We start from the raw sequence: 25,019 nt of genomic DNA, 5'->3' as shown, positions 1-25,019 counted from the left end.
CATGACTGAACTTCCCTTGATCGGCGGAGCCCCTGTGGCCGTCGAACCCCAATTGCTCGGGGCCAAGATCGGCGTCGTCACCTTCCCCGGCACCCTTGACGACCGCGACGCCGCCCGTGCGGTACGCCTCGCAGGCGGCACCGCCGTCGCGCTCTGGCATGCGGACACCCACCTCGCCGACGTGGACGCCGTCATCATCCCGGGCGGTTTCTCCTATGGCGACTACCTGCGCGCCGGGGCGATTTCCCGCTTCGCTCCGCTGATGTCCCGCATCATCGATGCTGCCAACAGCGACGCCAAGCTGCCTGTGTTGGGAATCTGCAACGGCTTCCAGATCCTGACCGAGTCGCACCTGCTCCCGGGCTCCATGATCAAGAATGACCACTTGAAGTTCTTGTGCCGCGACCAGGTACTACGCGTGGAGAACAACAAGACCTTCTGGACCTCGGATTACGAGGCCGGCGAGGAAATCACGGTTCCCCTGAAGAACCAGGATGGCCAGTACATCGCCGACGACAAGACCCTGGACGCCCTTGAGGCCGAGGGCCGCGTCGTGTTCCGCTACGTCGGCTGGAACCCGAACGGTTCACGCCGCGACATCGCCGGCATCAGCAACGCCGCCGGCAACGTGGTGGGCCTCATGCCGCACCCGGAGCACGCGGTGGAGCCAGGATTCGGCCCCGAGTCCAATGCCGGCACGGATGGCTTGGGCTTCTTCACCTCCGTCCTGAACAAAATCGTGGGAGGCGCACAGTGACTACCTCAGCTGAAACCGTCGGCAAGAAGTTCAACATCGACACCGTCGAGAACGCGGCCAAGACGCCGGACACCGAGCTCCCCTGGGCCGAACTCGGCCTCAAGCAGAACGAGTTCGACGAGGTCGTGAAGGTCCTGGGCCGCCGCCCCACCGGCGCCGAACTCGCCATGTACTCCGTCATGTGGAGCGAGCACTGCTCCTACAAGTCCTCGAAGAACCACCTGCGCCAGTTCGGCGAAAAGGTGACCGAAGAGATGAAGAAGGACATGCTCGTGGGCATCGGCGAAAACGCCGGCGTCACCAACTTGGGCGACGGCTGGGCCGTGACGTTCAAGATCGAGTCCCACAACTCGCCGTCGTTCGTGGAGCCCTACCAGGGTGCCGCAACCGGCATCGGAGGCATTGTCCGCGACATCATCTCCATGGGCGCCCGCCCCGTGGCCGTGATGGATCCGCTGCGTTTCGGCGCCATCGACCACCCGGACACGGCCCGCGTGATGCACGGTGCCGTTGCCGGCATCGGCGGCTACGGCAACTCGCTCGGCCTGCCGAACATCGGCGGAGAAATGGTCTTCGATTCCGTGTACCAGGGCAACCCGCTGGTCAACGCGCTGGCAGTCGGCGTCATGCGCCACGAAGACATCCGGTTGGCCAACGCCTCCGGCAAGGGCAACAAGGTAGTCCTCTTCGGTGCACGCACCGGCGGCGACGGCATCGGCGGCGCATCGGTGCTGGCCTCGGAGTCCTTCGACGACACCAAGCCCTCCAAGCGCCCCGCTGTCCAGGTAGGCGACCCCTTCGCCGAAAAGGTGCTCATCGAGTGCTGCCTGGAGCTGTTCAAGGGTTCGCTGGTTGAGGGTATCCAGGACCTCGGCGCGGCGGGCATCTCCTGCGCCACGTCCGAACTCGCTTCCAACGGCGACGGCGGCATGCAGGTTGAGCTGACCTCCGTGCTGCTCCGCGACCCCACGCTGACCCCGGGCGAAATCCTGATGTCCGAGTCGCAGGAACGCATGATGGCCGTTGTCACTCCGGAGAACGTCGCCGCGTTCGAAGCGGTCATGGACAAGTGGGCCGTGGAGTACTCCTGGCTTGGTGAAGTGACCGACACCGGACGCCTGATCATCACGTGGGAAGGCGAAGTCATTGTCGACGTCGACCCGCGCACCGTTGCCCACGACGGCCCGGTCTACGACCGCCCGTTTGCCCGACCCTCATGGCAGGATTCCGTCCAGGCCGATACCTTCACGGGCTCCGTGCAGGACGCCGGCCGCCCCTCCACCTCCGGGGAACTGGCCGCTGCCATCACCGAGCTCATTGCTTCACCGAACATGTGCAGCAAAGCCTGGATCACCAAGCAGTACGACCGCTACGTCGGCGGCAACACCGCCATGGCGTTCCCGGACGACGCCGGAGTGGTCCGCGTGGACGAGGAAACCGGCCTTGGCGTGGCCCTGGCCACCGACGCCAACGGCCGCTACACCTATCTCGACCCGTACCACGGCGCGCAGCTGGCACTTGCCGAGGCGTACCGCAACGTCGCCACCTCGGGCGCGGTCCCGATGGCCGTCAGCGACTGCCTGAACTTCGGTTCCCCCGAGGACCCGGACGTCATGTGGCAGCTGGCCGAGTCCATTCGAGGGCTGTCTGACGCGTGCATGGAGCTGGGCGTCCCGGTCACCGGTGGCAACGTCTCGTTGTACAACCAGACGGGTACCGTGCCGATCCACCCCTCCCCTGTGGTTGCAGTGCTGGGCAAGCTCGACGACGTCGCGCGCCGCACCCCGTCCGGCTGGAAGGAAGACGGCCAAGCCATCTACCTTCTGGGCACCACGGCTGCGGAACTGGACGGTTCGGAATGGTCCAACCTGCGTGGACACCTCGGTGGCTTGCCGCCGAAGGTTGACTTGGCCATCGAGCGCCAGCTGGGCGAAATCCTCATCAACGCTTCGCGCGACGGCATGATCGACGCCGCGCACGACCTCTCCGAGGGCGGCCTTGCCGCTGCTCTGGTGGAATCCGCACTGCGCTACGGCGTCGGAGCCCGGATTGCGTTGGACGAACTCGTCGAGCGCGACGGCGTGGACCTGTTCACGGCTTTGTTCTCCGAGTCCCAGGGCCGGGCCATCGTGTCCGTTCCGCGCTCCGAGGAAATACGCTTCAAGGACATGTGCACCGCCCGCGGCTTCGCCCACCTCCGGATCGGCGTCGTCGACGCTGCCGGCGGCAAGCTGGAGATCAACGGCGTGGACGAGCTCTCCTTGGACGCTCTCAGCGAAGCCCACGAGGCCACGCTGCCGAAGTACTTCGGCTAATCCAACGCGGGGCTCATCGATTGCTCCCCACCGGCTCCCAGCCTTCGCAAGCTCAGGCCGGGGCCCTCGCCGGCGTGGCCCCACGTAACTGCCGTTTTGAACCTTCAGAACGGCAGTTACGGAGCAATCGTTTTAAGAACGGGCCGGGCGCCAACCGGCTTGGATGAGTGCCGTCCGGATCTTCGCCACGGCCGACTTGGAGCTGTTCACCATGTGGCGCTTTGAAATCCGGACCTCCGTCCAGCCCAGCGCCTCATACCGTTCCGAGCGGCTAATGTCCCGCACAACTTGCGCTTCGTTGCCGTGGTTCTCTCCCTCGTACTCGATGCCGATCTTGTACTTCTTGTACGACAAGTCAGGCTGCAGGAACCTCCCGCCGTCCCTAGCCTCAATCGGCGCATTGAGTTCGGGTTCCGGTAAGCCCGCCCTCACGATGGCCAACCTGAGCAAGGATTCCTGCGGTGAATCGGAGCCCATCCGGATCAGTCGGAGCGCTTCCTTGGCTTTGCGCAGGCCGCGCTTGCCTTTGTGGCGATCGATCATCCGCTGGAGATCCGCGAGAGCACACAACGGCGTGTCTCGCGCTTCGAATTCAACCCGCGGCATCCGCACACAGCTGTCCCCCATCACCACCAATTCGTCCACGGTCAGCATCTCGGCCATGTCCAGCCAGGTGCGCTCCACGGTTGTGACAGGGAGGCCATCAACCGTCGTGAGCTCGTCCTCATAGAGCTTCATGCGGTGGACGACGACATGTGGACGGTTGAGATGGGCTGCGCCCTCCGGTCTAATCACGTGGAACATCTGTGTTGGCTCCTTCTGGCGACGTCGGGGCAGATCAAGGAGCTCTGCCGCTGTGAGGTGGGATGCGGCGCATCGCTCATTGACCTCAATGAAAGGGCGCACACGGACGCACAAGGGGAGCTCCGCCGTCGGGCTCTCCGAACGGATCCCCTTGCCGAGTCTCTTCAGAGAGCCGTGCCGCAGACGCCTGGGACTGACACCTTCCCGGGCCGCCTCGGCAATAGTGAACGGCCGCGTCTCGAGGCTCATTGGGAGGCGACGCGGGGTTTTCATGACCTCATCAGAGCAGAAAACGGCCTACCTCGCAGAAGTTATCCACAGCCTCCATCGATTGCTCCAGAACGGTCGTTTTGGGCCTTCAAAACGACGTTTGCTCAGCAATCGGTGTGAAAAAGGGTCAGTCTTCGCTGTGGAGGTCCCGGCGTCGGGCGCTCAGCAGCTCCAGTTCGGGGCGCGCGGCAACGAAGCGTTCGACGGCGTCGAGCACCTCCACGAGATGCGCCCGGTCTGCTGCCACCGCGCCCGCGCCGATGAGGGCACGGCGATGCTGGTCCAAGTGCCCGGTCTCGGCGGCAGAGACCTCGAAACGCCGTTTCAACTCGCCGATCACCGGCCGCACCAGGGAGCGTTTCTCCTTCAGGCTGTGCACCTCGCCGAGGAGGATGTCGAATTCGATCCACGCGATCCACATGCGCTCATCGTATCCAGTAGTGGCGCGCCCTCCCGCTTCGGAGCCCGCAGTGGCAAGATGAGGGCAGACCAAAGGAGCTCCATGGGCGCAGACGATCGTACGAACAAGGCCGGTAACGCAGTATCCCGCGGCGCCGATTCGGTGGAAAACGCCGTAGACGACGCAAGGGATTCACGGACCGTCCGGGCGGTGGCGCGGGCCGGCTTCGTCGCCGTAGGGCTGATACACATCCTGATCGGGGTTATCGCCTTGGGGATCGCTCTGGGCTCATCCGGCCAAGCCGACCAAAGCGGAGCGGTCAGCCAGATGGCCGCCACGCCTGGCGGGGTCGTCCTTTTGTGGGCGGGGCTGATCGCCTGCGGTGTCCTCGCCCTCTACATGGCGAGCGACGCCGTGATGGGATGGAGCGGGGGCAGCTCGAAGCCCTGGATGAACCGGCTCAAGGCAGTCGGGCAGGCCATCGTCTTCGCTGTGGCCGCGGTGACCTTCGGCAGTTTTGCGCTCAGCCATCCAAGCAACAGCAGCGAGAAATCACGTACGACCAGCGCAGACCTCATGTCCAGCGGTCCCGGCACCGTCCTCCTGGTGATCATCGGGGTGGCGCTCCTGGCGGCAGCCGGCACGTACGTCTTCCTGGGGATCACACGCAAGTACGAAAAGAACCTGAGGGGAAAGCCGTCCGGCGCCCTCGGAGATGCGTTTACGGTGCTGGGCGTGGTGGGCTACTGCGCGAAAGGGGTGGCCCTCGGCGCCGTCGGCCTGCTCATCCTGATCGCTACCGCGGCGCACGACCCCTCCCAGCAAGGGGGCCTCGATTCGGCGCTCAAGGCCTTCCTGAAACAACCATTTGGCGGATGGGTGCTGGGGTTCGTCAGCGTCGGACTCATGGCCTACGGCGTCTACTCCTTGTTCCGCTCCCGTTACCAGAGGATCTGACGGCGGCCCGCGTCAGTTGGCACGGGGCGCAGCTGGCAGAAACGCCCGACGGCGGCCCCCACCTAGGGTGGGAACCGCCGTCCGGCGCTTATTTAGCTTAGTCGTGCTACTTGGACGTGCCTTGCGACACGGATCCTTGAAGCTGGCGCTGGAAGATGATGTAGACGATCAACACCGGAACCACGGTGACGGTGACGGCTGCGAACAACGCGCCGAAGTCCACGGCATAACCCATCTGGCCGGCGAAGGCGGCCAGTCCTTGGGACAGCACACGCGGCCCGGCCGCGTTGATGGCCACCGGAATCAGGAACTGGTTCCACAGGCCCAGGAAGTTGAAAATGGCAACGGAGGCGAGTCCCGGCTTGGCCATCGGCAACATGACCTGGAAGAACGTCCGCCACTCCCCGGCCCCGTCCAAAGCAGCAGCCTCGGTGATTTCGTGGGGAAGCGACTTGAAGAAGGAGAACAGGAAGAAGACGGTGAACGGCAGCGCGAAGCCGACGTACACCAAGGTCAAGCCTGGCAGGGTGTTCAGGAGGCCGATCCTCTTCATGACGAAGAACAAAGGCACCATGGCGAGGAAGATCGGGAACGTGAGCCCGGCAAGCATGAGGTAGTAGATCGCTTTGCTGCCGAAGAAGACATAGCGCGCCAGGACGTAGGCGCACATGGCTCCGAGGACCATGACGATCACCAAGGCGGACCCTACGACGATCACAGAGTTGAGGAAGTAGCTCCCGATTCCGGCCTCGGTCCAGGCCCGGACGTAGTTGTCGAAGCGCCATTGCGAGGGCAAGGCGAACGGCGAGGCGAAGATCTCGCTGGACGTCTTGAAGGAAGACATGAAAGTCCACAACAAGGGCAGGATCACGATGAGCGACCAGATGGTCAGGGCCGCGTGCGAAACGGCGCCTACCACCTTGTCTCCCGTGGTCATGGCCGGTTTGCGCGCGTTGAAATGCAGCGCCTTCATTTCCTGGCTGGCAATTTTGGTAGACATTAGAGGGACACATCCTTGTCGCCGCCAGTGAGCCTGTTGACCAGGAACACGAGGCCGGAGAAGATCAGGGTGGCTACGGCGAGGACGACACCCATTGCGCTGGCCAGGCCGAACTGGCCCTTGGTGAATGCGGTGAAGAAGAGCTGCTGGGACATCACCAGGGTGGAGTTGTCCGGGCCGCCGCCGGAGTTCAGTGCGGCCATGTAGACGAAGGCGTCCAGTGCCAGGATGCCCATATAGATGTAGGCCGTCTGGATGTTGTCCCTGATCAGCGGGATGGTGATGGACACGGCGGTGCGGAAGCGTCCTGCTCCGTCGATCCGCGCCGCCTCAAACAGCTCCGCGGGGATGCCCTTGATGCCCGCCACGAACAACACCATGTAGAAGCCGATGAAGCCCCACACGATCACGAACATCGTGGCGATCATGGCGGTGTTCTTGTCCCCAAGCCAGGCGTAGGACTTGAACTGGTCGAGCCCCAAGGAGGTGAGGATGCCGTTCAGCAGGCCTCCGGAAGGATCGTAGATCTGGCCCCACATGATGCCGATGGCAATCGCCGGAATCGTGTAGGGGAAGAAGGAGACAACCCGGTAGAAGCTGGAGTTGCGCAAGCCCTTGATCTGGCCCTTGCTGCTGCCGCCCACGGTCACCAGGGTTGCCAGCACGAGGCTGAGGATGATGGTAATGATGGGGAGGAAGATGACCAGCAGGATGTTGTTCCCCATGGCCTTCATGAAGATGTCATCCGTGAAGAGCTTCCGGTAGTTCTCAAGTCCGATGAAGTTCTGGTCGGGTGAGAAACCGCTCCAGTCAGTCAGGGAGTAGCCGAACGCCTGGATGAAAGGCCAAATCACAAACAGGAGATAGATCGCCAGGGGCAGGCCCAGGAAGACCACGAAAAAACTGACCTTGTCGAACGTCAGGGGCTTGCGCCGCCTCTTGTAGACCGGTGGTGCGGTATCCGGAACGACGACGGCGGACGCACCGTCGCCGACCCGGAGTGTTTTTGCTTTCACTGAAGTCACTTCACTTCAATCTTCGTCACCGAGCTGTCGTTGCGGACCTTGTCGGTAATCTTCTGCAGGTCCGATGTCAGGGTGGCGACGTCGGACTTTCCATCGAGGAAGGTGTTCCACACAACCAACTGGTCCTTGTTCATCCCGTAGAGGTCAACGAAGTTCCACGTGAAGATGTTCGAGCCGGCATCGCTGAGCAGCTTGGTCTGGGAAACCAGGGCGGTAGACCCGAATCCATCGGCGGGAACTGTGTCCTTGACGATGGTGGGGGCCAGCTTGGTCTTGGCAAAGTTGGTGGCAGCATCCTTGGACAGCATGACACGCAGCAATTCCTTGCCGCCAGCAACATTTTTGCCCTGGGACGGAACAACGAATGGCTCTCCGGAAGCGCTGTGCATAGCCTCCCAAGGAAGTTTGGATCCCGAGGTCACGGTAGGAACGGGGACGCCGGTCATCTTGAATCCGGCCTTGGTCTGGTCCTTCATCTCGTTCTCTATCCACGAGCCGGACGGGTAGAACACGGCCTCCTGGGCGTTGCTCCACTGCGCCTGCGCTGCGGTGAACTGCGTACCCGAACCACCTGGCTTGAAGTGGCCCGCCTTGACGATCTTGTTCAGCGCGGTAAAGACGCTCTGGATGGCCGGGTGGGACCAGGCGTCCGGTTTCAGGTTTTCAAGGCCGAGGCGAACGTCGTTGCCGCCTTCCTTGATGGCGGAAGCGATCGCCATTTCCTGGTAGTACGTGGCGGCTTCCTTGCCCCAGACGAACAGGTATTTGCCTTTGGCCTTTGCCTGCTCGCCAAGGGTGTACATCTCATCCCAAGTCTTCGGCACGGTCCAACCGTTCTCCTTTAGGAATGAATCCGAGTACCACATGGCGTACACGGTCAGCACGTAGTTCAGGGCCGCCAGCTTGCCATTGAAAGTGCCCGGAGCGAGCACTCCGGCGTAGAGGGTGTCCTTGATGACCTTGCCCTCAAGGTTCTTGGCGTTGACCACGCTGGTAAGGTCTTCAAGCTGGGCCAGGATGGTGCTGAAGCCGATTGCCTTGGCACCGGAGTTGTCGATCAGGTCCGGCGGGTTGCCGCCGACGAATCGCGGCTGGAGTTCCTGCGCAATGTCCGTGGACGGGGAAATCTTGGCGGTGGAACCTGAATGTGCGTTCTCGAAGGCCTTGCCCGCGAAGTCGACGTAGTCGATTCCGTAGCCGCCCTTGAAAATCACTGCGTCAACGGTGGACTTGTCTGCCATACCGAACGGATTGGTATCTGAAACGGCGCCCGTAGGACCGGTGCTTCCTCCGCCGCCACCGGCCGCGCAGGAGGCCATCGAGCCGGCCAACGGCACAAGCACGGCCGCGGCAAGCGCGCCGCGAAGGAAACCGCGCCGTGCAAAGGACTGCTGCTGAACATTCATCCTAAAACCCTCCAGAGACTCGTAGTACCTCACGTTGACGGCGCCTCGGCCGGCAGTCGATCGGTCCGGGCACCGCCGCTGCGACGCGTGCCCCTCGTGTGACATACTTCACCACGAGTGATTGAAAAGCAATATTTGGGGGCAGTTTCAATCAACTTTTGTCAAAATGTGATCTGACGATCTTGCCCGTGCGGAGGGGTGATTTGGGTGGTTTAGGCCCGTAAATTCAAGGATTTTGCGCACTGGGCGATGGCCTCGCGCGCCCATTGCTGCTGTTGCTCGGTTCCTACCCGCTCAGCCCATTGTTCGGCGAGCTGGAACTCGACCATCGCCTCGGTGCGCCGCCCGTCGTCGTACATCGCCCAACCGAGGTTGTTGTGCAGGGAAACCATCCACCGTTTGGTGCGGGGATCCTCGACGGCGGAGGCGTATTCAAGCGCGCTGCGCGTCCATGATTCCTGGTGGCCGGAGTCCGCGATGGCCAGCATATGAAGTGCGTCAACGGCGAGGAAATCTTCGCCCAGGAGGTCTCCCATCTCGGCGGCCTGCTCAAAGAGCGGAACGGCCATGGCCGGGTGGCCGGCGGAGTTGAGCAGGCGGCCCCGTTCCAGGAGGATCCGCACCGCAACGGTCGGTTCCTCTTCGGCGTCGATCCCGTCCAGGAGCGCATCCGCTTCCTCGAAGCGGCCCTGCAGGCCGATGGCCCGGCCCAATTGGGTGGCGAGTTCGGCCCGTTCGAAGGCATCGTAGGCGGGATCCGTCATGGCTTCGCGGAAGCGGGCTTCCGACAACGCGGGGTCCTCAAAATTCCACAGCTCATCGAGGGTCTTTTGTTTCAGCATCTGGCTCCTCCTGATTGCTTTGCGGCTGGGAAGGTGCAGTCCACTGACAATCTAGCCGAAGCAGCCGACAGGGTCGGCGTGTCAGTCCTTGGCGAGCCGGGCCCAGCCCAGTTGCTCCTGCTGCTTGCGGCTCAGCGAGGAAACCACCAGGTCATAGGAGTCCTCCACCATGTCCCGGACCATGGAGTCAGGGAGGGCGCCGTCCAGGCGAACGCCGTTCCAGTGCGTCTTGTTCATGTGCCAGGCGCCGGTGATTTCCGGATGGGCCGAGCGAAGTTGCACGGCCAATGTGGGATCGCATTTGAGGCTTACCGCCAGGTTGTGGTCGTCCATGGCAGAGGCGGCGAACATCTTGCCTTCCTGCTTGGATCCACCGGACACGGCGGACCGGATTTTGAAAACCGACGTTTCCGGACCGAACGGAAAGTCTTCGTACGTCCCGGGGAAGCCGAGGCAGATTTGGCGGAGTGTGGCAGCGTCCATGTAGCGAGACTAGCGGAGTGCGACGATCAGCGGACCGACCGCCTCACGCAACGTCCAGGAAGTCCTCGAGGAGCACCACTTCCAGGCCGGCCGCGACCTGCGCCGCGCGGAAGGCTTCGAAGTCCGCCGCGAATTCCGGGCGGAAGTGCATCAGGACAATGTCGCCGGGCCGGAGGGAATTGCCGTACTGGTAATCCATGCGCCCGGCATTCGCCTTGGCCTCCCACGTGATGATGGCCTTCAAACCGGCGGCTGCCACGGCCTGCCGCATGGCCGTCGAATAGGCACCTCCGGGAGGCCTGAACAGGGTCGGCTTGCGGCCGTACTGCTGGACGGCGAAATCCTGCATGCCCGCGATGTCCTCAAGCTGCCGCTGGTAGCCCCATTGGGTCGTCATGTTGACGTTGTGGCTGACCGTGTGGTTTTCCACCAGACTCCCCTGCGCCATGAAGGCCTTGAAGAATGCAGGGTTGTCGCGGACCGTGTTGCTCGTCAGGAACAGGGTGGCCGGATAACCGTTCTCCTTGAGGAGCCGGACGCTTTCCGGTGACTTGACCAGCCCGTCGTCGATCGTGAGGAACACCACGGGATCTTTGGTGGGGATTCTGGTGATCACCGGAGCCAGCCCGCCTTGGATCGGCGGCAGCGTGAAGTCCGGCTCGAAGGGGTTCCGGAGCCGCCCGGGGCCCGCGGGGCTTGGTGGGGGGCTCATCGCTGTGCTTGCTGACGACGACGGCGAGGGGCCCGCAGTGCCGGGAGCCGCCGTCGGGCTCTCTGCGGACGGGTTTCCCGGTAGCGCGCATGCCCCCAGCCCGGCCACGAGGGAAGCCCCGAGGAAACCGAGCGCGGCGCGTCGGCTGGCGGTGGAGGGGTGTTCGTCACACATGGGGTTCCTTGGGTGTCGGAGGGGCAGTTGTCCCCGGAACATACCAGCGGCCGGTTAACAGAAAGCGACGCTAGATGCCGCTGCGCCAGCCCACCTGTGCCGGGCAAGCGTTCATCACCACGTCCAGGCCCGCAGCTTTGGCCCGCTCCGCTGCGTCCTCGTCAATGACTCCGAGCTGGAGCCACACGGCTTTCGCTCCCACGGCAATCGCTTCGTCCACTACCGCGCCGACGCGCGAGGAGTTCACGAAGCAATCGACGACGTCGATGGGCTGCTTCTCGAAGGGGACGTCGGCAAGGAATTTGTAGCCGGTTTCGCCGTGGACGTCATCACCTTTCTGGTTGATCGGGATGATCTCCATGCCCATCGTGTCACGGATATAAAGAGCTACCTCGAACGCCGAGCGCCACTCATTCGTGCTGAGTCCCACGATTGCCCAGCGACCCTTTGTTCGCATAAGCCGGTCAATGACTGCCGGATCGTTGACGTGTGTCATAACCCCAGCCTACTAGCGGGACAGCAGTCCAAAGAGCCAACGCAGCGACGTCCCGGCAGGCTCCAGGGACACGTCGTCCTTGGCGTTTGCGACTGGCTGAACGCCGTTCTGGAGGTCCTTCGCCGTCGGGGTCGATGGGATAGCAGTTTTGGGCTGCGGAATACCCTGCGAGTCGGTCTTTGGCTCGGTGTGCACTGCCTTCGGAGCTTCGGGCATTCCGCTTGGTTGGCGTGCCGGGGCGGGCGGCGCTAAAGGCTCGTGCGCCGCATTACCGGTACTGGCCGGAGCGGGAGGCGCCGGGTCCGCCGAAGGGCCTGCCACTGGAGGCGCGGCCGGCGGCAGATCGACGGGAGCCGGGTGCGTCATAACCTTCGGGGAGTCCTGGGGAGGGGCAGGAGGAACAAGCGACGGCGGAGCAGTGGTCCAAGCGGGCGCCCAGCCGGAGAGCAGTGTCTGCATGAATTCCGGGGTTCCCTTGCTGAATCCGCCGCTCGCGGCCGCAACGCCACCAACGCCCAGGCCCATGGCGGTCAGGACGGCGGCACCAACGACGACGGGGCGATGCTTGCGCAACTGACGCCGCTTGCCCAGTTCGTCGTGGGGAAGGGTCTCACCCACGGCCGCGCCGGACAGCATCGCCGGGAGTGCGGGCCCTGGGACCGGCGGCGGCATGGACCCAAACGATTCCAGTGCTTTCAACGAATCCGTGAGTTCGGGGGCGTCCGTGAGGCCAGCTTCAAGCATGAGCTCGAGGATGATCGCGTCGCGGTCAATGTCCTTGCAATCCCAACGCATCATGGGGCCACGTATTCCTTTACTACCGAGTGCTCGCGGAGTGCATTCAACGCCCGGCGCTGCAGTTGCTTGACTGCGCCTTGGCTTTTCCCCATGATTTCGGCTGCCTGGTCCACAGTCAGACCGGCAACAATGCGAAGCGTCAGGACTTCCCGCTGATCTTCCCGAAGGAGATCCAGCAGCGCCATCACTTCGGCTGGCGCCACACGGTCCATCGCTTCGGCTTCCGCCGAACTCGATTGGCGCGTGTCACGCTCAGGTTCAAACTCGTGGTGCTCGGGCGCCCTGCTTTGCCGACGGTGGTCATCCACCATCCGGGCATGGGCCACCGAGAATACGAAGGTCCGCAGGCCGCTGACGCCGCCAGTAATCGTCTCAACGCGCGGCAGGACGGCAAGAAAGACGTCCTGGGTGAGAGCTTCCGGATCCGAGACCCCCTTTGCTGTCAGGTAGCCGAGCACCTGGCCCGCGAAGGCCTGGTACACGGCGCTGAACAGCTCAGCCTCCCGGCCGCGGAGGGCAAGCAATGCTGCATCGGTCAAGGCGTCGGTCACTGAAACGTGGCTTTCGTCGGGGAGCGAATGTCCGGATCCAAGCGAGATCCTCGGTGCCGCCCAAACGCCGCAGGGCCGGGCAACCTCACCTAGCCTAACCGCAGCTCCCGCTATGCCCAAGGACCAGCCTTCGGTTCCGGAGGCTTGCCTCTCCCGGACTTTCTGCACATCCACGAAACCCCTTCAGACATGAAAGGCCGAGCTGAAACATGATGGGGGACAAATTTCAGCTCGGCCTTTCAAAGACGTAATCGTCGGGGCACCCCAAAGGGTTACGCGGATTCCAAAGTTTTTTCCCGACAAGGGTCCTTGCACCCAACAGCTGAACACCCTCATCACGTTTGTCCAGCTCAAGTCATCGATCGGAAACAGGAAGATACTGGGCGCCAAATAGCCGGAACGCACGACGGCGGGCCGCCCCTGAAAGGGCCGCCCGCCGTCGTCGTGATTCGGCTTTGGTGACTAGTCCTCGATGAGGTCGTGCACCACGATCGTCTGGTCCCGGTCCGGGCCGACGCCGATCGCGGAGAAGCGCGTGCCGGAGAGCTTCTCGAGGGCCAGCACGTATCGGCGGGCGTTCTCGGGGAGGTCTTCCAACGTCTTGGCGCCGGTGATGTCCTCGGTCCAGCCATCGAAGTACTCGAAGATCGGCACGGCGTGGTGGAACTCGGTCTGGGTCATGGGCATTTCGTCATGGCGAACGCCGTCGACGTCGTAGGCCACACAGACCGGGATCTGCTCGATGCCGGTCAGAACGTCCAGCTTCGTGACGAAGTAGTCCGTGAAGCCGTTGACGCGGGATGCGTGGCGGGCCAGGACCGCGTCGTACCAACCGCAGCGACGCGGGCGGCCAGTGTTGACGCCAAACTCGCCGCCGGTCTTCTGCAGGTACATGCCCATCTCGTCGAAGAGCTCCGTGGGGAACGGACCTGCGCCGACGCGGGTGGTGTAGGCCTTGATGATGCCGATGGAACGCGAGATCCGGGTGGGCCCGATGCCCGAGCCAACGGACGCGCCCCCGGCGGTCGGGTTGGAAGATGTCACGAACGGGTAGGTGCCGTGGTCCACGTCCAGGAACGTGGCCTGGCCGCCTTCCATGAGGACCACCTTGCCCTCGTCCAATGCGTTGTTGAGGACAAGTGTGCTGTCAATGACCAGCGGCCGCAGGCGTTCGGCGTAGGACAGGAAGTACTCCACGATCTCGTCCACCACCACGTTGCGGCGATTGTAGACCTTGACCAGGAGCTCGTTCTTTTGGCGCAGCGAGCCTTCCACCTTCTGGCGGAGGATCGATTCGTCAAAGACATCCTGGACGCGGATGCCCAGGCGGGCCACCTTGTCCATGTAGGCCGGTCCGATTCCCCGGCCTGTGGTGCCAATGGCTCGGCTGCCGAGGAAGCGCTCCGTGACCTTGTCCAACACCTGGTGGTACGGCGCTACGAGGTGGGCATTGGCCGAGACGCGCAAACGGGACGTGTCCGCGCCGCGGGCTTCCAGGCCGTCGATCTCCTGGAACAGCGCCTCAAGGTTCACCACGCAGCCGTTGCCGATGATCGGAATCGCGTTGGGGCTCAGAATGCCGGCAGGAAGGAGCTTGAGCTCATACTTCTCACCGCCCACCACAACGGTGTGCCCGGCGTTGTTGCCGCCGTTGGGCTTGACCACGTAGTCAACGCGGCCACCGAGCAGGTCGGTTGCTTTGCCTTTGCCTTCGTCGCCCCATTGGGCTCCGACGATCACGATAGCTGGCATGGGATCCTCCCCCATTCTTTCGGGCCGGTCCTGGCGGGATCACCAAGGCTCAGCGCCGTTCATGAGAACGCCCCGAATCTTTTCGGTCCTGCCCGCAGACTTTCGCAAAAGTTCACCGGCGGGATCAGCAAGAGTTCCGGGGCTCTTACCAGCCAAGTTTAGCCGATGCGGCTCTTGGACCTGTTGCCACACGGCCGGAGGGCGAAATGAAGACAAGGAGGGAGCACTCGAAGTCCCTGTTAGCAGAATGTGAACTCTTCCCAAACAGTCCGCATTGTGCCGCCAAATCGCCCGCCGGGCCCCGGACGACCGGCTACATTCTTTGTGAATCCCCACCCACACCTTTCCGTGAATTTGAAGGGAAATCCATGAATTTTCGCAACAAGCGTCTTTTGTCAACGGCAGGAGTGAGCGCTCTCGCGGCGTCCACGATCGCTGCCGGTCTGATCGGGTTCGGCATGACGCCGGCCTCGGCCAAGGGCCACGACGACGGGACAAGCACGCCCATCAAGCACGTCGTCGTAATTTTCGGAGAGAACGTCTCCTTCGACCACTACTTCGCGACATACCCGCAGGCCGCCAACACGGCCGGCGAAACCCAGCAAGGCAGCGGCACAGCGGCTCCCGCGTTCACGGCAGCCAAGAACACCCCCAAGAACATCGCCACCCTCGCCAACGACAAGCTGTTGGCACCGAACAATCCCAACTCGGTCCAGCCCCAGCGGCTGACGCCCGGCCAGGCAATCACGTGCGACCAGGACCACGAATACACCGCGGAGCAGAAGGCCTACAACAGTGGCCTGATGAACAAGTTCGTCGAAAACACGAGCATGGATACCTGTTCGGGTGGCCAGTTCGGCCGTCCCGGTCTCACCATGGACTACTACGACGGCAATACCGTGACCGGGATCTGGAACTACGCCCAGAACTTCGCCATGAGCGACTCACACTTCAGCACCGTGTTCGGCCCGTCCAGCCCTGGCGCGCTCAACCTCGTGTCCGGCCAGACCCACGGTGTCACCGAGTTCACTGCCGCCGGGCAGCCGGTCAAACCCGCAAGCAGCGACTACACGGTCAAGTTCCCTGACGCCAACGGCGTGGGCACCATGACGGAAGACCCTGATCCGGTCTACGACGACTGCTCCAACAAGAGCCACGCGAGCAAGAACAACCTTGCCGGAATGCAGGGCAAGAACATCGGCGACCTGCTCAACGACAAGGGCGTCAGCTGGGGCTGGTTCCAGGGCGGCTTCGCCCCGACGACGCCGGCCACGGACACCACTCCGGCAGCGTGCATGACCACCCACACCAACATTGCCGGTGCCACGGTAACGGACTACAACCCGCACCACCAGCCGTTCCAGTACTACAAGTCAACGTCCAACCCGCACCACCTTGCTCCGGCCAGCGTGGACGAGATCGGACACAACGGTCAGGCCAACCACCAGTACGACACCACGGACTTCGCCAAGGTGGTCAACTCGGACAACATGCCTGCCGTCTCCTTCCTGAAGGCCGGAAACTACCAGGACGGCCACGCGGGCTACTCCGATCCCCTGGACGAGCAGAAGTTCATCACCCAGCAGGTGAACGCCATCCAGAACTCGAAGAACTGGGAAAACACTGCCATCGTCCTCGCCTACGATGACTCGGACGGCTGGTACGACCACGTCGCTGCCGGTGTGAAGAACTCGTCGAACACCACTGACGACGCCGCGTGGTGCCTCAACGCCTACAACAAGGGTGTGCCGATGGCCGGAGGCTATGCCGACCGTTGCGGCCCCGGCCCCCGCCAGCCGCTCGTCGTGATCTCCCCCTTCGCCAAGAAGAACTTCGTGGACCACACCCAGACGGACCAGTCATCCATCCTTCGCTTCATCGAGGACAACTGGCACACCGGCCAGATCGGCGACTCCTCGGCGGACGCCAAGGCCGGCTCCATCAACGCGATGTTCAACTTCGACAACGGGCGGGACGTGAAGCTCATCCTCAACGAATCGAACGGCACCGTGGTTTCCAAGACCAAGGAAAGCGACGACCAGAACGAGAACCAGCAGTAGCAGGCGCTTGTCGAAACGGCACCGTCCCGAATCCATCGGGACGGTGCCGTTTCCGTTAAAGCACGGCTTCCGTTAAGGCACGGCTTCCGTTAAAGCAGGGCCGCTTCAGGCCCGAATCCGGCTCCCGCCGTCGAGAGACCCAACACAGAAGTCCCGATTCACCCCACAGCTCACCGCCGTTCCGGTAGAGTTAACCAGCCCCCAACACTGCACCCAATCCGACCGGTCGCGGCAAACCGCTCCCGGCCGGATAAGTGCGCCTCGCTACACGTAGGAGACCCAAGCCCATATGCAAGACCTGGCGACTGAAACACCCGAAGTGCAGCTCTGGAACCGACGTTTCGAACCCCACATCGCCGAGGTCACGGGGCTTTGCGATTCCCTCAAAGAACAGAAGCCTGGTAGCGAAGTCCTCTACGTAGACCCTGCCCACAGCGTTGACGAGTGCCGCATCATCAGCCTTTTCTCCAACACCCGCACCACTGAGGGCTCGGGCTTCATCGTCGCGGGCGACGCGGATGCCACCGCCCGCATGGTGGGCATGCAGTGGCAGTTGGGCCTGCGTCCGGAACTCATGATGCCGTGGAACGTTTACCCGTGGATCGAGCCCGACAGCGAGCCGGGCAAGCTGACTCCCGCCAACATCACCGAAGGCCTCAAGCCGCTCCTGCGCCTCCTCGCGATCGTGCCGCGCACCTCCGTGCTGGTAGCCCACGGCAATGAAGCCCATCGTTTGGCGGACCAGCTCATGAAATCCGCGCCACAGAGCATCCACCGCCGCGGCTTCAAGACGTTCAAGGTCCGCTCGCTGGGTGGACGCTCGTTCGCCGGCTCCCCCACGCGCCAGCAGGAGTACCTGGACCTCATCCATGGCGCCTACGCCGAGGCCATGGCCCGGACCGGGCTCACCCCGGTCTCCTAGGACCCACCAAGCCCAACTGACTCGCATTTGTTGTCGTTCTGACGCCTCATAACGACAACAAATGCGAGCTAGTTGGGTGGGAAAGCGCGACGGCGGCCGCCCCACCTGAGTGGGACGGCCGCCGTCGGCGTTTAACCCAGTTGTCCTAGCCTTCGATCGCTGCCTTCGCGGCGGGGTCGGAGTCGTTCAGGAACTTCTCGATCCGCTCCGGTTCCTCAGCTTCGCCGATGGCGGCGGATGCCCGGCCGAGAGAGTACAGAGCGCGCAGGAATCCCCTGTTGGGCTCGTGCTCCCATGGGATGGGCCCGACGCCGCGCCAACCGTTGCGGCGCAGCGAATCCAGTCCCCGGTGGTAACCCACGCGGGAATACGCGTAGGAGTCGATGGTCCGGCCCTCGGCCCAGGCTTCCTCGGCCAGGATCGCCCACAGCAACGAAGACGTGGGGTATTTGGCCACGAGGTCCAGGGCCTCCTGCCCCAAGGCAAGGTGCTGGTACACCTCGGTCTCGGCGGGCAGGAGCGTCGGCTCCGGGCCCATCAGGTTCTTGCGGAATTCGTCGGACATTAGAAGGTCTTGCCTACCGAGCCGAGCTGCTTTGCGGCTTCCACGACGCGGGCAGCCATGCCGGCCTCTGCGGAGGCTCCCCAGACGCGGGGGTCGTAGGCCTTCTTGTTGCCCATTTCGCCGTCGACCTTCAGGACGCCGTCGTAGTTCGAGAACATGTGTCCGGCAACCGGGCGGGTGAACGCGTACTGGGTGTCGGTGTCGATGTTCATCTTGATGACGCCGTAGGAAACGGCATCCGCGATTTCCTGCTCGGTGGAGCCGGAGCCGCCGTGGAAGACGAGGTCGAACGGGTTGGACTTGCCGATCTTGGCGCCGACCTCAGCCTGGATCTGCTTGAGCAGTTCGGGGCGCAGCTTGACGTTGCCCGGCTTGTACACACCGTGGACGTTGCCGAAGGTCAGGGCGGTCAGGTAGCGGCCGTTCTCGCCGGCGCCGAGTGCCTCGATGGTGGCGAGGGCGTCTTCGGTGGTGGTGTAGAGCTTCTCGTTGATCTCGTTCTCGACGCCGTCTTCCTCGCCGCCGACCGTGCCGATTTCAACTTCGAGGATGATATTGGCGGCGGCTGCGCGTTCCAGGAGTTCGCGGCCGATGCGCAGGTTGTCTTCCAACGTCTCGTGCGAGCCGTCCCACATGTGCGAGTTGAAGATCGGGTCCTTGCCGGCCTTGACGGCTTCCTCGGAAGCAGCCAGCAGCGGCAGGACGAAATCAGCCAGCTTGTCCTGCGGGCAGTGGTCCGTGTGCAGGGCGATGTTCACGTTGTAGTTCTTCGCGACCTCGCGGGCGAACGCCGCGAAGCCCAAGGAGCCGGCAACCATGTCCTTGACGGATGCGCCGGACCAGTAAGCAGCGCCACCGGTGGAGACCTGGATGATGCCGTCCGACTCGGCCTCGGCAAAGCCGCGGATGGCGGCGTTCAGGGTCTGCGACGAGGTGACGTTCACTGCCGGGAACGCGTATCCACCGGCCTTCGCGCGGTCGATCATCTCGGAGTAAATCTCTGGGGTTGCGATGGGCATGCTGACTCCTATGCTGATTTCGTCTGTGGGTTTTGTTGACCCTGGAGTAGACCTATACGGCTAGGCACCATCCTAGCGACTTCGAATCCGGCACCGTGTTTCCGGTCACGGAGACGGGTAACACTTGCGGACCTTGAGCTCAGAAGGCATTCGGCGCTACGTCTTTGGAACTTCAGGTGCGGGATCAGCCAATGTTTTCTTCGTGGTTGAGTCTTGCGATTGCGGTCGACAAGGCCGTGGCGAATCCGCACCAGAGTGCGTAAGGGGCAAGAGCCACACCGGCGCTGCGGTTCAGCTTGTACGTTCGCCGCACCAAGTCGGCGCTGCTCGCTGTCAGCATGGCACACTCCGCGGCAGCCAGCCAGGGCCGTCGGGCACGCCAGAAGAGCCAACTCCAGGAGGCATTGAGCACGAGGTTCACCGCAAAGGCCCCTCGGTAGGCGGTTGACTCCTCGCGCCGGGCTTTGCTGCCCGGGGCGCCGGGCGCGTCGCCGCTGGCTAACGCCCCCGCTGAACTCACTGCGAGATCGGCGTAGATCGCCGTCCACACCAAGGGAAAGGCGATGGCCGGGGGCTGCCAGCTTGGTTTGCGCAACTGCCGGTACCAGCTGCCCTCCGGATCGGCCGCCACCGAGCCGGCCGCAGCCGTGGCTACAGTGGACGCAGCGGTCAACGCCAGTGGGATGAGTTTCATCAAGGCTCCTTTGGCTCCGCTGAAGTCCCTGCCGTACGCGAGCAGACCCATATGCCCGATTGTACGGCGAAGCGCTGCCAACGGCTCGGGCTACCGAGCGGCCGGCAGGACGCTGCCGATCCGAAAAGAAGGAACCCCGCGTCAGCAGACGCGCTGGCCGAAGTTGTGCCTGCGGATCCAGGCGTGCATCGCGATTGCCGCAGCCGACGCCGCGTTCATGGACCGGGTGGAACCGTACTGTTCGATCGACAGCGTGGCGACGGCGGCGTCGTGCACTTCGGGAGTCAGGCCGGGGCCCTCCTGCCCGAACACGAGCACACAGTTGCGCGGAAGGTCGTAGGTTTCCAGCGGCACGGAATCGGGGAAGATGTCGATGCCGATAATGGCCAGCCCTTCCCCCTGCGCCCACTCCACGAAATCCTCCACGGTGGGGTGGTGGCGGACGTGCTGGTAGCGGTCGGTGACCATGGCCCCGCGACGGTTCCACCGGCGTCGTCCGATGATGTGGACCTCCTTGGCGAGGAACGCATTGGCCGTGCGAACCACCGTGCCGATGTTCAAGTCGTGCTGCCAGTTCTCAATGGCAATGTGGAAATCGTGCCGGTGCGCATCCAGGTCCGCGACGATCGCTTCGTGCTTCCAGTACCGGTACTTGTCCACGACGTTGCGGCGGTCGCCATCCGCCAGCAGGTCCGGGTCCCAATGCCCGCCTTCCGGCCAGTCGCCTTCCCACGGCCCGACGCCGACCTCCGGTTTCGCTTCGGACTCCCCCTCGGTGGAGGAGACGAACGACGAGACAGCAGTGGCGTCGGTAGGGGCAGGGTACTGGGGCCGGTCAGTCACTCTTCAACACTAGCCCGGGCCACCGTAACGCAGGACACCCGGGTGTCTCCCGGACCGAAAGATGAAAGACTTGGGACGAGAAGCAGCCAATACGCGGAGGAAAAGCATGGAGAACGCAACCGAGGCCCCGACAAGCTCAGCCATTTACCGCAACGGACACGAAATCGAATGCTGGCTCACGGATATGGACGGCGTCCTCGTCCACGAAAACCAGGCGGTTCCCGGGGCGGCTGAGCTGATCCAGCGCTGGGTGGACACCTCCAAGCGATTCCTCGTCCTCACCAACAACTCCATCTTCACCCCGCGGGACCTGGCGGCGCGGCTGAGCTCTTCCGGCCTGGAAATCCCGGAGGAGAACATCTGGACATCAGCCCTGGCCACGGCGCAGTTCCTCAAGGACCAGGTGCGGGGCTCGGAGTCCGGGAACCGGGCCTACACCATCGGCGAGGCAGGACTCACGACGGCGCTGCACGAGGCCGGGTTCATCCTCACCGACCAGAACCCGGACTTCGTTGTGCTCGGCGAAACCCGCACCTACTCCTTCGAAGCGATCACGATGGCCATCCGGCTGATCCTCGCCGGGGCGCGCTTCATCGCCACCAACCCGGATGCCACCGGCCCCTCGAAGGACGGCCCGATGCCCGCCACCGGCGCCATTGCCGCGCTCATCTCCAAGGCGACCGGCCGCGAACCATACATTGTGGGCAAGCCGAACCCCATGATGTTCCGTTCCGCGATGAACCAGATCGACGCCCACTCGGAAACCACGGCAATGATCGGTGACCGCATGGATACCGACATCATCGCGGGCATGGAAGCCGGGCTGCACACCGTCCTGGTGCTCAGCGGCATCACCCAGCGCGAGGACATCGCGGCCTTCCCGTTCCGGCCGAACCAGGTCCTGAACTCGGTAGCTGATCTCAAAAGCCAGATCTAAGAAGAAGGGCTGCTGCCATGGCTGTGCTGAACCTCCGTTCCCTGGCCGGTGGCCGTATTCTGAGGGGCAGCCAGCCGTTTGGCATGGACTTCGCGGCGACGGCCGCCTTCCTGGAACGTCATGGCATCCAGGCGGTTGTGGATCTTCGAAGCGAATTTGAACGCGCCATTGTGCCTTGGCAACTGGCCAACGGCTCAATGTCCAAGGCTCCAGTGGAGCTCGTGGAGAACCCCCTCGATCCGCGTACCGCTTCCGAGGGGCTTCAGTCGATCCACACAGCCGAAGACCTTGGCGAGCTCTATCTCGGCTGGGTGCGAGCCCGCCCGGATTGGGTGGCCGAATCGCTGCGTCCCGCGGCCCAAGGCAAGCGGACCCTCATCCATTGCTCGCTCGGAAAGGACCGCACCGGCGTCGTGGCCGCTCTGGCTCTCCTCGCGACGGGCGCTGACCACGCGGCTGTCGTGGCGGACTACGCCGCAAGCACCGCTGCCCTCCCCGCGATGCTGGAAACCATGTCAGCAGCATGGCGGCTGGCTGTCCCCGAGGTTCCGGAGGAGGCATTCAGTCCCTCGCTCATGCTGCTGCAATCCCCCGAAGCTGCGATGGAGTACTTCCTGGACCGTTTCGGGCAGGAGTTCGGCAGCGCGGGGGATTACTTGCGCGACGCCGGGCTCAGTGGTTCCGAGCTGGATGGATTGCGGCTCAGGTAGCGGCGTTCTTTCTTTAGGAACCGCTCAGTAGAACACCACCCGCGAGCCTGCGCGGGGCAGCGGAAAGAGCTCGTTCTCCAGGTCCTCGATGATCGGATTGTAGATAAAGGGATTCCACTGGGGGCTCGCGTGGGCGGGGCGGGCGCCGTCGGTCCTGCGGCCCGTGGACGCGATGTTGAGGGGAAATGTCTTGGCCCACGCTGCCCGGGCCGTTCCGTAGTTCACGGTGTCGTCATTCGGGTTTCCGATAAAGGCCACGCGGGTGTCCCCCAGCCTGTCGACAAAGCGCGTGCCGTCGAAGTGGTAGATGTAGTCCGATTCGCTTTGGATCAGCACGCTCGACGGCGCGATCGGCGAGAGCTGCTCCAGGGTCTGGTTCCAGATCTGCCCCCACGTGCGTTCATGCTTGTTCACCACACGCTCCCCCAGTTCGTAACCGCCGCGGAGGACCGACGGAACCTGGAAGCCGCTCTCGTACAAGAACACCACGCCGTCGAACCAGCTTTGGTCGAGGATGTCGTACTTACTGAACGGCGAAGAATCCAACAGGATCAGCTTGACGCTGACGCCGTTCCTTTCGCGCAGGAGCGCCGCCACTTCGGTGGCCAACATCCCGCCGAAACTGTGGCCGTAGAAATAGAGGGTGTTCAGCTTCCGCGCATTGATGTAGGCGAGCACGGCGTCCACAACCTCGGTGACTTCCAACCCCAGGTTGGAATATCCGACGGCGGCCATCTGGCCCCGCTGCCGCAGCGAACCGCGTATCGAGTTGAGGATCCATTGGGCCTCTTCCCAGCTGGTCTTGTAGCCGGGAAAGAGAATCCAACCCGAGTTGGGGTAGTACGACTCTGCGAAATCGTCCCCCACCGGAAGGATCTTGGTGGTGCGACGTTCAGCCTGGACCTGGCGGGTGAACAGCATGTCCGCTGCGAGGGCCGTGGAAGCACCCGCTCCAATCAGGAAGGAGCGACGCGAGAAACTCTTCAGCTCGGCGGCTTGGCGGAGCACCCGGGCGAGGGAGCCCGGGTCCTGCCAGCGTTGCTGCTTCCGGGGAAATTTTCCCGCCCGATAGTTCACGCAGCCAGCTTAGGCTTTTCGGCCGCCGGGCACACGGGCCCGTTCAGCCCCGCCTAGCGCGGGAAGCTTAGTCGAGTCCCAGCTCGTCCTTGCCGAAGGCGAAGAGGTACGGCACGCCGGTTTCGGCTTCGATCTTCTCCTTGGCGCCAGTGTTGCGGTCCACGATGACGGCCACCGCCACCACGTTGCCGCCGGCCTTGCGGACGCCTTCGACGGCGGTCAGTGCCGAGCCGCCGGTGGTGGAGGTGTCCTCGAGAACCACGACGTTGCGGCCCTCCACCGAGGGACCTTCCACCTGGCGGCCCATGCCGTAGGACTTCTGCGCCTTGCGCACAACGAAGGCATCCACGGCGCGGCCGGCGTCTGCGGCGGCGTGCATCACAGCGGTAGCGACCGGGTCCGCCCCCATGGTCAGGCCACCGGCGCACTCAACGGCGATTCCGGCGTCGTCGATCATGGACAGCATGACCTGGCCAACCAGCTTCGAAGCCTCGTGGTGGAGGGTGATGCGCCGCAGGTCGATGTAGTAGTCCGCCTCGGCACCGCTGGAAAGGATCACCTTGCCGCGGACGACCGCCAGTTCTTTGATCAATTCAAGGAGGCGGGCACGGGCGGCGGCAGTGGCGGTGGCAGCATCAGAGGCGACAGTCATGGTGCCTATTCTACGTAAAGCCGTTGGACGCGAGGGAATGGGCGGCGTCATGGAAAGTCCGCGGTGCGCCCGCGTCACTGGCCGTAACCTGTGAAATATCTGCGCAGCAGACGGTGTTCCCGCACATATGACAACAATCGGAATCATCGGTGCAGGACACATTGGCAGCCAAATCGCCCGCAAGGCGGTCGAACTCGGCTATGACGTAGTGATCAGCAACTCGCGGGGACCGGAGACCCTGGCGGGACTGGTGGCGGAGCTTGGCACTCGTGCCCGGGCCGCAACGCCGGCCGAGGCAGCGGCGGCAGGCGATTTCGTCGTCGTGACTGTTCCCCTCAAGAGCTACCAGGACATTCCCGTGGAGCCGCTCGCCGGCAAGATTGTGATCGACACGAACAACTACTACTGGGAGCGGGACGGCCGCATCCCGGAGGTCGACAAGGGCGAGGCCACCACGTCGGGCCTGCTGCAGAAGCACTTGCCCACGTCCAAGGTGGCCAAGGGTTTCAACCACATCATGGCGAAGGAGATCGGCACCGACGGCACCCCTGCGGGCTCCGAGAACCGCCGCGCGCTGGCCACCGCCAGCGACTACCCCGAGGCCGCCGAACTCGTAGCGAAGCTCTACGACGAGTTCGGCTTCGACACTGTCAACATCGGACCGCTCGACGAGAGCTGGCGCGTGGAGCGTGACCGCCCGGCCTACGTGATCCGGCAGAACGCCGCCGAACTCAAGGAGAACCTGGCCAAGGCAACTCGCACCATCTAGGAACCTCCAAACAACACAGCAGCCGCTTG

The 25,019-nt window shown here is 63.5% G+C and carries 26 protein-coding genes; 8 read left to right on the top strand and 18 right to left on the bottom strand.

Annotation, left to right across the window (positions count from 1 at the left end; genetic code table 11):
• The first annotated feature begins 1 nt into the window (after window position 1).
• Complete coding sequence (gene purQ, locus AB0323_RS14680; protein ID WP_364540232.1) at window positions 2-757, top strand: phosphoribosylformylglycinamidine synthase subunit PurQ; 756 nt, start codon at window positions 2-4, stop codon at window positions 755-757.
• On the top strand, window positions 754-3,072 hold the full coding sequence (gene purL, locus AB0323_RS14675) for a phosphoribosylformylglycinamidine synthase subunit PurL (protein WP_366177960.1): 2,319 nt from the start codon (window positions 754-756) through the stop codon (window positions 3,070-3,072). Before purQ ends, purL begins: the two co-directional genes overlap by 4 nt.
• A gap of 132 nt (window positions 3,073-3,204) precedes the next feature.
• Here the strand turns inward: purL and AB0323_RS14670 are convergent, their stop codons facing one another.
• Window positions 3,205-3,876, bottom strand: a complete 672-nt coding sequence (locus AB0323_RS14670; RefSeq protein ID WP_366177959.1) for a hypothetical protein — start codon at window positions 3,874-3,876, stop codon at window positions 3,205-3,207.
• Window positions 3,877-4,273: 397 nt separating this feature from the next.
• Entirely contained in the window at window positions 4,274-4,567 is a 294-nt protein-coding gene (locus AB0323_RS14665) for a DUF503 domain-containing protein (protein WP_366177958.1), read from the bottom strand.
• A gap of 81 nt (window positions 4,568-4,648) precedes the next feature.
• Here AB0323_RS14665 and AB0323_RS14660 point away from each other — a divergent pair, with 81 nt between their 5' ends.
• On the top strand, window positions 4,649-5,503 hold the full coding sequence (locus tag AB0323_RS14660) for a DUF1206 domain-containing protein (RefSeq protein WP_366177957.1): 855 nt from the start codon (window positions 4,649-4,651) through the stop codon (window positions 5,501-5,503).
• 106 nt (window positions 5,504-5,609) lie between these two features.
• On the opposite strand, the gene AB0323_RS14655 is transcribed toward AB0323_RS14660, so the two are convergent.
• From AB0323_RS14655 to AB0323_RS14610, 10 genes are all read right to left on the bottom strand, one after another.
• Window positions 5,610-6,503, bottom strand: coding sequence for a carbohydrate ABC transporter permease (locus AB0323_RS14655; RefSeq protein ID WP_366177956.1), 894 nt, complete (start codon window positions 6,501-6,503; stop codon window positions 5,610-5,612).
• Window positions 6,503-7,528, bottom strand: coding sequence for a sugar ABC transporter permease (locus AB0323_RS14650; protein ID WP_364541083.1), 1,026 nt, complete (start codon window positions 7,526-7,528; stop codon window positions 6,503-6,505). The genes AB0323_RS14655 and AB0323_RS14650 overlap by 1 nt, the downstream gene beginning before the upstream one ends.
• Entirely contained in the window at window positions 7,525-8,934 is a 1,410-nt protein-coding gene (gene ngcE / locus AB0323_RS14645; RefSeq protein ID WP_366177955.1) for an N-acetylglucosamine/diacetylchitobiose ABC transporter substrate-binding protein, read from the bottom strand. Before ngcE ends, AB0323_RS14650 begins: the two co-directional genes overlap by 4 nt.
• A gap of 212 nt (window positions 8,935-9,146) precedes the next feature.
• Window positions 9,147-9,776, bottom strand: coding sequence for a hypothetical protein (locus AB0323_RS14640; RefSeq protein ID WP_366177954.1), 630 nt, complete (start codon window positions 9,774-9,776; stop codon window positions 9,147-9,149).
• An 81-nt stretch (window positions 9,777-9,857) separates the two neighbouring features.
• Window positions 9,858-10,259 (bottom strand): MmcQ/YjbR family DNA-binding protein, encoded by a 402-nt coding sequence (locus AB0323_RS14635; RefSeq protein ID WP_366177953.1) that lies wholly within the window; start codon window positions 10,257-10,259, stop codon window positions 9,858-9,860.
• A 43-nt stretch (window positions 10,260-10,302) separates the two neighbouring features.
• Window positions 10,303-11,145 (bottom strand): polysaccharide deacetylase family protein, encoded by an 843-nt coding sequence (locus AB0323_RS14630; RefSeq protein WP_366177952.1) that lies wholly within the window; start codon window positions 11,143-11,145, stop codon window positions 10,303-10,305.
• A gap of 70 nt (window positions 11,146-11,215) precedes the next feature.
• A complete protein-coding gene (locus AB0323_RS14625) occupies window positions 11,216-11,641 on the bottom strand; it encodes a CoA-binding protein (RefSeq protein WP_364541096.1) in 426 nt (141 codons plus the stop codon).
• A 12-nt stretch (window positions 11,642-11,653) separates the two neighbouring features.
• Complete coding sequence (locus AB0323_RS14620; protein WP_366177951.1) at window positions 11,654-12,439, bottom strand: hypothetical protein; 786 nt, start codon at window positions 12,437-12,439, stop codon at window positions 11,654-11,656.
• Window positions 12,436-12,990, bottom strand: a complete 555-nt coding sequence (locus AB0323_RS14615; RefSeq protein ID WP_366177950.1) for a sigma-70 family RNA polymerase sigma factor — start codon at window positions 12,988-12,990, stop codon at window positions 12,436-12,438. The genes AB0323_RS14620 and AB0323_RS14615 overlap by 4 nt, the downstream gene beginning before the upstream one ends.
• Before the next feature lie 462 nt (window positions 12,991-13,452).
• Window positions 13,453-14,742, bottom strand: a complete 1,290-nt coding sequence (locus tag AB0323_RS14610) for an adenylosuccinate synthase (RefSeq protein ID WP_059388506.1) — start codon at window positions 14,740-14,742, stop codon at window positions 13,453-13,455.
• A 368-nt stretch (window positions 14,743-15,110) separates the two neighbouring features.
• On the opposite strand from AB0323_RS14610, the gene AB0323_RS14605 reads away from it, so the two are divergent.
• Window positions 15,111-16,802, top strand: a complete 1,692-nt coding sequence (locus AB0323_RS14605) for an alkaline phosphatase family protein (protein WP_366177949.1) — start codon at window positions 15,111-15,113, stop codon at window positions 16,800-16,802.
• Window positions 16,803-17,091: 289 nt separating this feature from the next.
• Complete coding sequence (locus AB0323_RS14600) at window positions 17,092-17,724, top strand: uracil-DNA glycosylase (protein ID WP_366177948.1); 633 nt, start codon at window positions 17,092-17,094, stop codon at window positions 17,722-17,724.
• Window positions 17,725-17,869: 145 nt separating this feature from the next.
• On the opposite strand, the gene AB0323_RS14595 is transcribed toward AB0323_RS14600, so the two are convergent.
• The 4 genes from AB0323_RS14595 to AB0323_RS14580 form a co-directional block, all read right to left on the bottom strand.
• Window positions 17,870-18,289, bottom strand: coding sequence for a DUF3151 domain-containing protein (locus AB0323_RS14595; RefSeq protein WP_364541113.1), 420 nt, complete (start codon window positions 18,287-18,289; stop codon window positions 17,870-17,872).
• Window positions 18,289-19,308, bottom strand: a complete 1,020-nt coding sequence (fbaA, locus tag AB0323_RS14590; RefSeq protein ID WP_366177947.1) for a class II fructose-bisphosphate aldolase — start codon at window positions 19,306-19,308, stop codon at window positions 18,289-18,291. The genes AB0323_RS14595 and fbaA overlap by 1 nt, the downstream gene beginning before the upstream one ends.
• Before the next feature lie 184 nt (window positions 19,309-19,492).
• Window positions 19,493-20,002, bottom strand: coding sequence for a TspO/MBR family protein (locus AB0323_RS14585; RefSeq protein WP_366177946.1), 510 nt, complete (start codon window positions 20,000-20,002; stop codon window positions 19,493-19,495).
• A gap of 141 nt (window positions 20,003-20,143) precedes the next feature.
• Complete coding sequence (locus tag AB0323_RS14580; RefSeq protein ID WP_366177945.1) at window positions 20,144-20,845, bottom strand: TrmH family RNA methyltransferase; 702 nt, start codon at window positions 20,843-20,845, stop codon at window positions 20,144-20,146.
• A 106-nt stretch (window positions 20,846-20,951) separates the two neighbouring features.
• Here AB0323_RS14580 and AB0323_RS14575 point away from each other — a divergent pair, with 106 nt between their 5' ends.
• Together AB0323_RS14575 and AB0323_RS14570 are read left to right on the top strand one after the other, a co-directional pair.
• Window positions 20,952-21,782 carry an HAD-IIA family hydrolase gene (locus AB0323_RS14575; RefSeq protein WP_364541123.1) on the top strand — a complete coding sequence of 277 codons (831 nt, stop codon included), beginning with the start codon at window positions 20,952-20,954 and terminating at the stop codon, window positions 21,780-21,782.
• Between the two features lie 17 nt (window positions 21,783-21,799).
• The gene (locus tag AB0323_RS14570; protein WP_366177944.1) at window positions 21,800-22,492 is read left to right on the top strand and encodes a tyrosine-protein phosphatase; all 693 of its coding nucleotides are present in this window, start codon (window positions 21,800-21,802) and stop codon (window positions 22,490-22,492) included.
• A gap of 24 nt (window positions 22,493-22,516) precedes the next feature.
• Here the strand turns inward: AB0323_RS14570 and AB0323_RS14565 are convergent, their stop codons facing one another.
• Both AB0323_RS14565 and pyrE read right to left on the bottom strand, forming a co-directional pair.
• Window positions 22,517-23,569, bottom strand: a complete 1,053-nt coding sequence (locus tag AB0323_RS14565) for a thioesterase domain-containing protein (protein WP_366177943.1) — start codon at window positions 23,567-23,569, stop codon at window positions 22,517-22,519.
• 67 nt (window positions 23,570-23,636) lie between these two features.
• Window positions 23,637-24,221 (bottom strand): orotate phosphoribosyltransferase, encoded by a 585-nt coding sequence (gene pyrE / locus AB0323_RS14560; protein ID WP_364541132.1) that lies wholly within the window; start codon window positions 24,219-24,221, stop codon window positions 23,637-23,639.
• Between the two features lie 127 nt (window positions 24,222-24,348).
• Between pyrE and AB0323_RS14555 the strand changes: the two genes are divergently transcribed.
• Complete coding sequence (locus AB0323_RS14555) at window positions 24,349-24,990, top strand: NAD(P)-binding domain-containing protein (RefSeq protein ID WP_366177942.1); 642 nt, start codon at window positions 24,349-24,351, stop codon at window positions 24,988-24,990.
• Window positions 24,991-25,019 lie beyond the last annotated feature (29 nt).

The organism is Arthrobacter sp. NPDC080031 (assembly GCF_040702485.1).
In the GTDB taxonomy this organism is placed as follows: domain Bacteria; phylum Actinomycetota; class Actinomycetes; order Actinomycetales; family Micrococcaceae; genus Arthrobacter.
Note: the sequence above shows the minus strand (reverse complement) of the source record. Positions and strands in the feature narration are given on the sequence as shown.

What these genes read in the sequence shown, in the direction of transcription:
- purQ (WP_364540232.1), top strand. Translation starts at nt 2, where the DNA reads ATGACTGAACTTCCCTTGATCGGCGGAGCCCCTGTGGCCGTCGAACCC.
- AB0323_RS14670 (WP_366177959.1), bottom strand. Translation starts at nt 3,876, where the DNA reads ATGTTCCACGTGATTAGACCGGAGGGCGCAGCCCATCTCAACCGTCCA.
- AB0323_RS14665 (WP_366177958.1), bottom strand. Translation starts at nt 4,567, where the DNA reads ATGTGGATCGCGTGGATCGAATTCGACATCCTCCTCGGCGAGGTGCAC.
- AB0323_RS14660 (WP_366177957.1), top strand. Translation starts at nt 4,649, where the DNA reads ATGGGCGCAGACGATCGTACGAACAAGGCCGGTAACGCAGTATCCCGC.
- AB0323_RS14655 (WP_366177956.1), bottom strand. Translation starts at nt 6,503, where the DNA reads ATGTCTACCAAAATTGCCAGCCAGGAAATGAAGGCGCTGCATTTCAAC.
- ngcE (WP_366177955.1), bottom strand. Translation starts at nt 8,934, where the DNA reads ATGAATGTTCAGCAGCAGTCCTTTGCACGGCGCGGTTTCCTTCGCGGC.
- AB0323_RS14640 (WP_366177954.1), bottom strand. Translation starts at nt 9,776, where the DNA reads ATGCTGAAACAAAAGACCCTCGATGAGCTGTGGAATTTTGAGGACCCC.
- AB0323_RS14635 (WP_366177953.1), bottom strand. Translation starts at nt 10,259, where the DNA reads ATGGACGCTGCCACACTCCGCCAAATCTGCCTCGGCTTCCCCGGGACG.
- AB0323_RS14630 (WP_366177952.1), bottom strand. Translation starts at nt 11,145, where the DNA reads ATGTGTGACGAACACCCCTCCACCGCCAGCCGACGCGCCGCGCTCGGT.
- AB0323_RS14625 (WP_364541096.1), bottom strand. Translation starts at nt 11,641, where the DNA reads ATGACACACGTCAACGATCCGGCAGTCATTGACCGGCTTATGCGAACA.
- AB0323_RS14620 (WP_366177951.1), bottom strand. Translation starts at nt 12,439, where the DNA reads ATGATGCGTTGGGATTGCAAGGACATTGACCGCGACGCGATCATCCTC.
- AB0323_RS14610 (WP_059388506.1), bottom strand. Translation starts at nt 14,742, where the DNA reads ATGCCAGCTATCGTGATCGTCGGAGCCCAATGGGGCGACGAAGGCAAA.
- AB0323_RS14605 (WP_366177949.1), top strand. Translation starts at nt 15,111, where the DNA reads ATGAATTTTCGCAACAAGCGTCTTTTGTCAACGGCAGGAGTGAGCGCT.
- AB0323_RS14600 (WP_366177948.1), top strand. Translation starts at nt 17,092, where the DNA reads ATGCAAGACCTGGCGACTGAAACACCCGAAGTGCAGCTCTGGAACCGA.
- AB0323_RS14595 (WP_364541113.1), bottom strand. Translation starts at nt 18,289, where the DNA reads ATGTCCGACGAATTCCGCAAGAACCTGATGGGCCCGGAGCCGACGCTC.
- fbaA (WP_366177947.1), bottom strand. Translation starts at nt 19,308, where the DNA reads ATGCCCATCGCAACCCCAGAGATTTACTCCGAGATGATCGACCGCGCG.
- AB0323_RS14585 (WP_366177946.1), bottom strand. Translation starts at nt 20,002, where the DNA reads ATGAAACTCATCCCACTGGCGTTGACCGCTGCGTCCACTGTAGCCACG.
- AB0323_RS14575 (WP_364541123.1), top strand. Translation starts at nt 20,952, where the DNA reads ATGGAGAACGCAACCGAGGCCCCGACAAGCTCAGCCATTTACCGCAAC.
- AB0323_RS14570 (WP_366177944.1), top strand. Translation starts at nt 21,800, where the DNA reads ATGGCTGTGCTGAACCTCCGTTCCCTGGCCGGTGGCCGTATTCTGAGG.
- pyrE (WP_364541132.1), bottom strand. Translation starts at nt 24,221, where the DNA reads ATGACTGTCGCCTCTGATGCTGCCACCGCCACTGCCGCCGCCCGTGCC.
- AB0323_RS14555 (WP_366177942.1), top strand. Translation starts at nt 24,349, where the DNA reads ATGACAACAATCGGAATCATCGGTGCAGGACACATTGGCAGCCAAATC.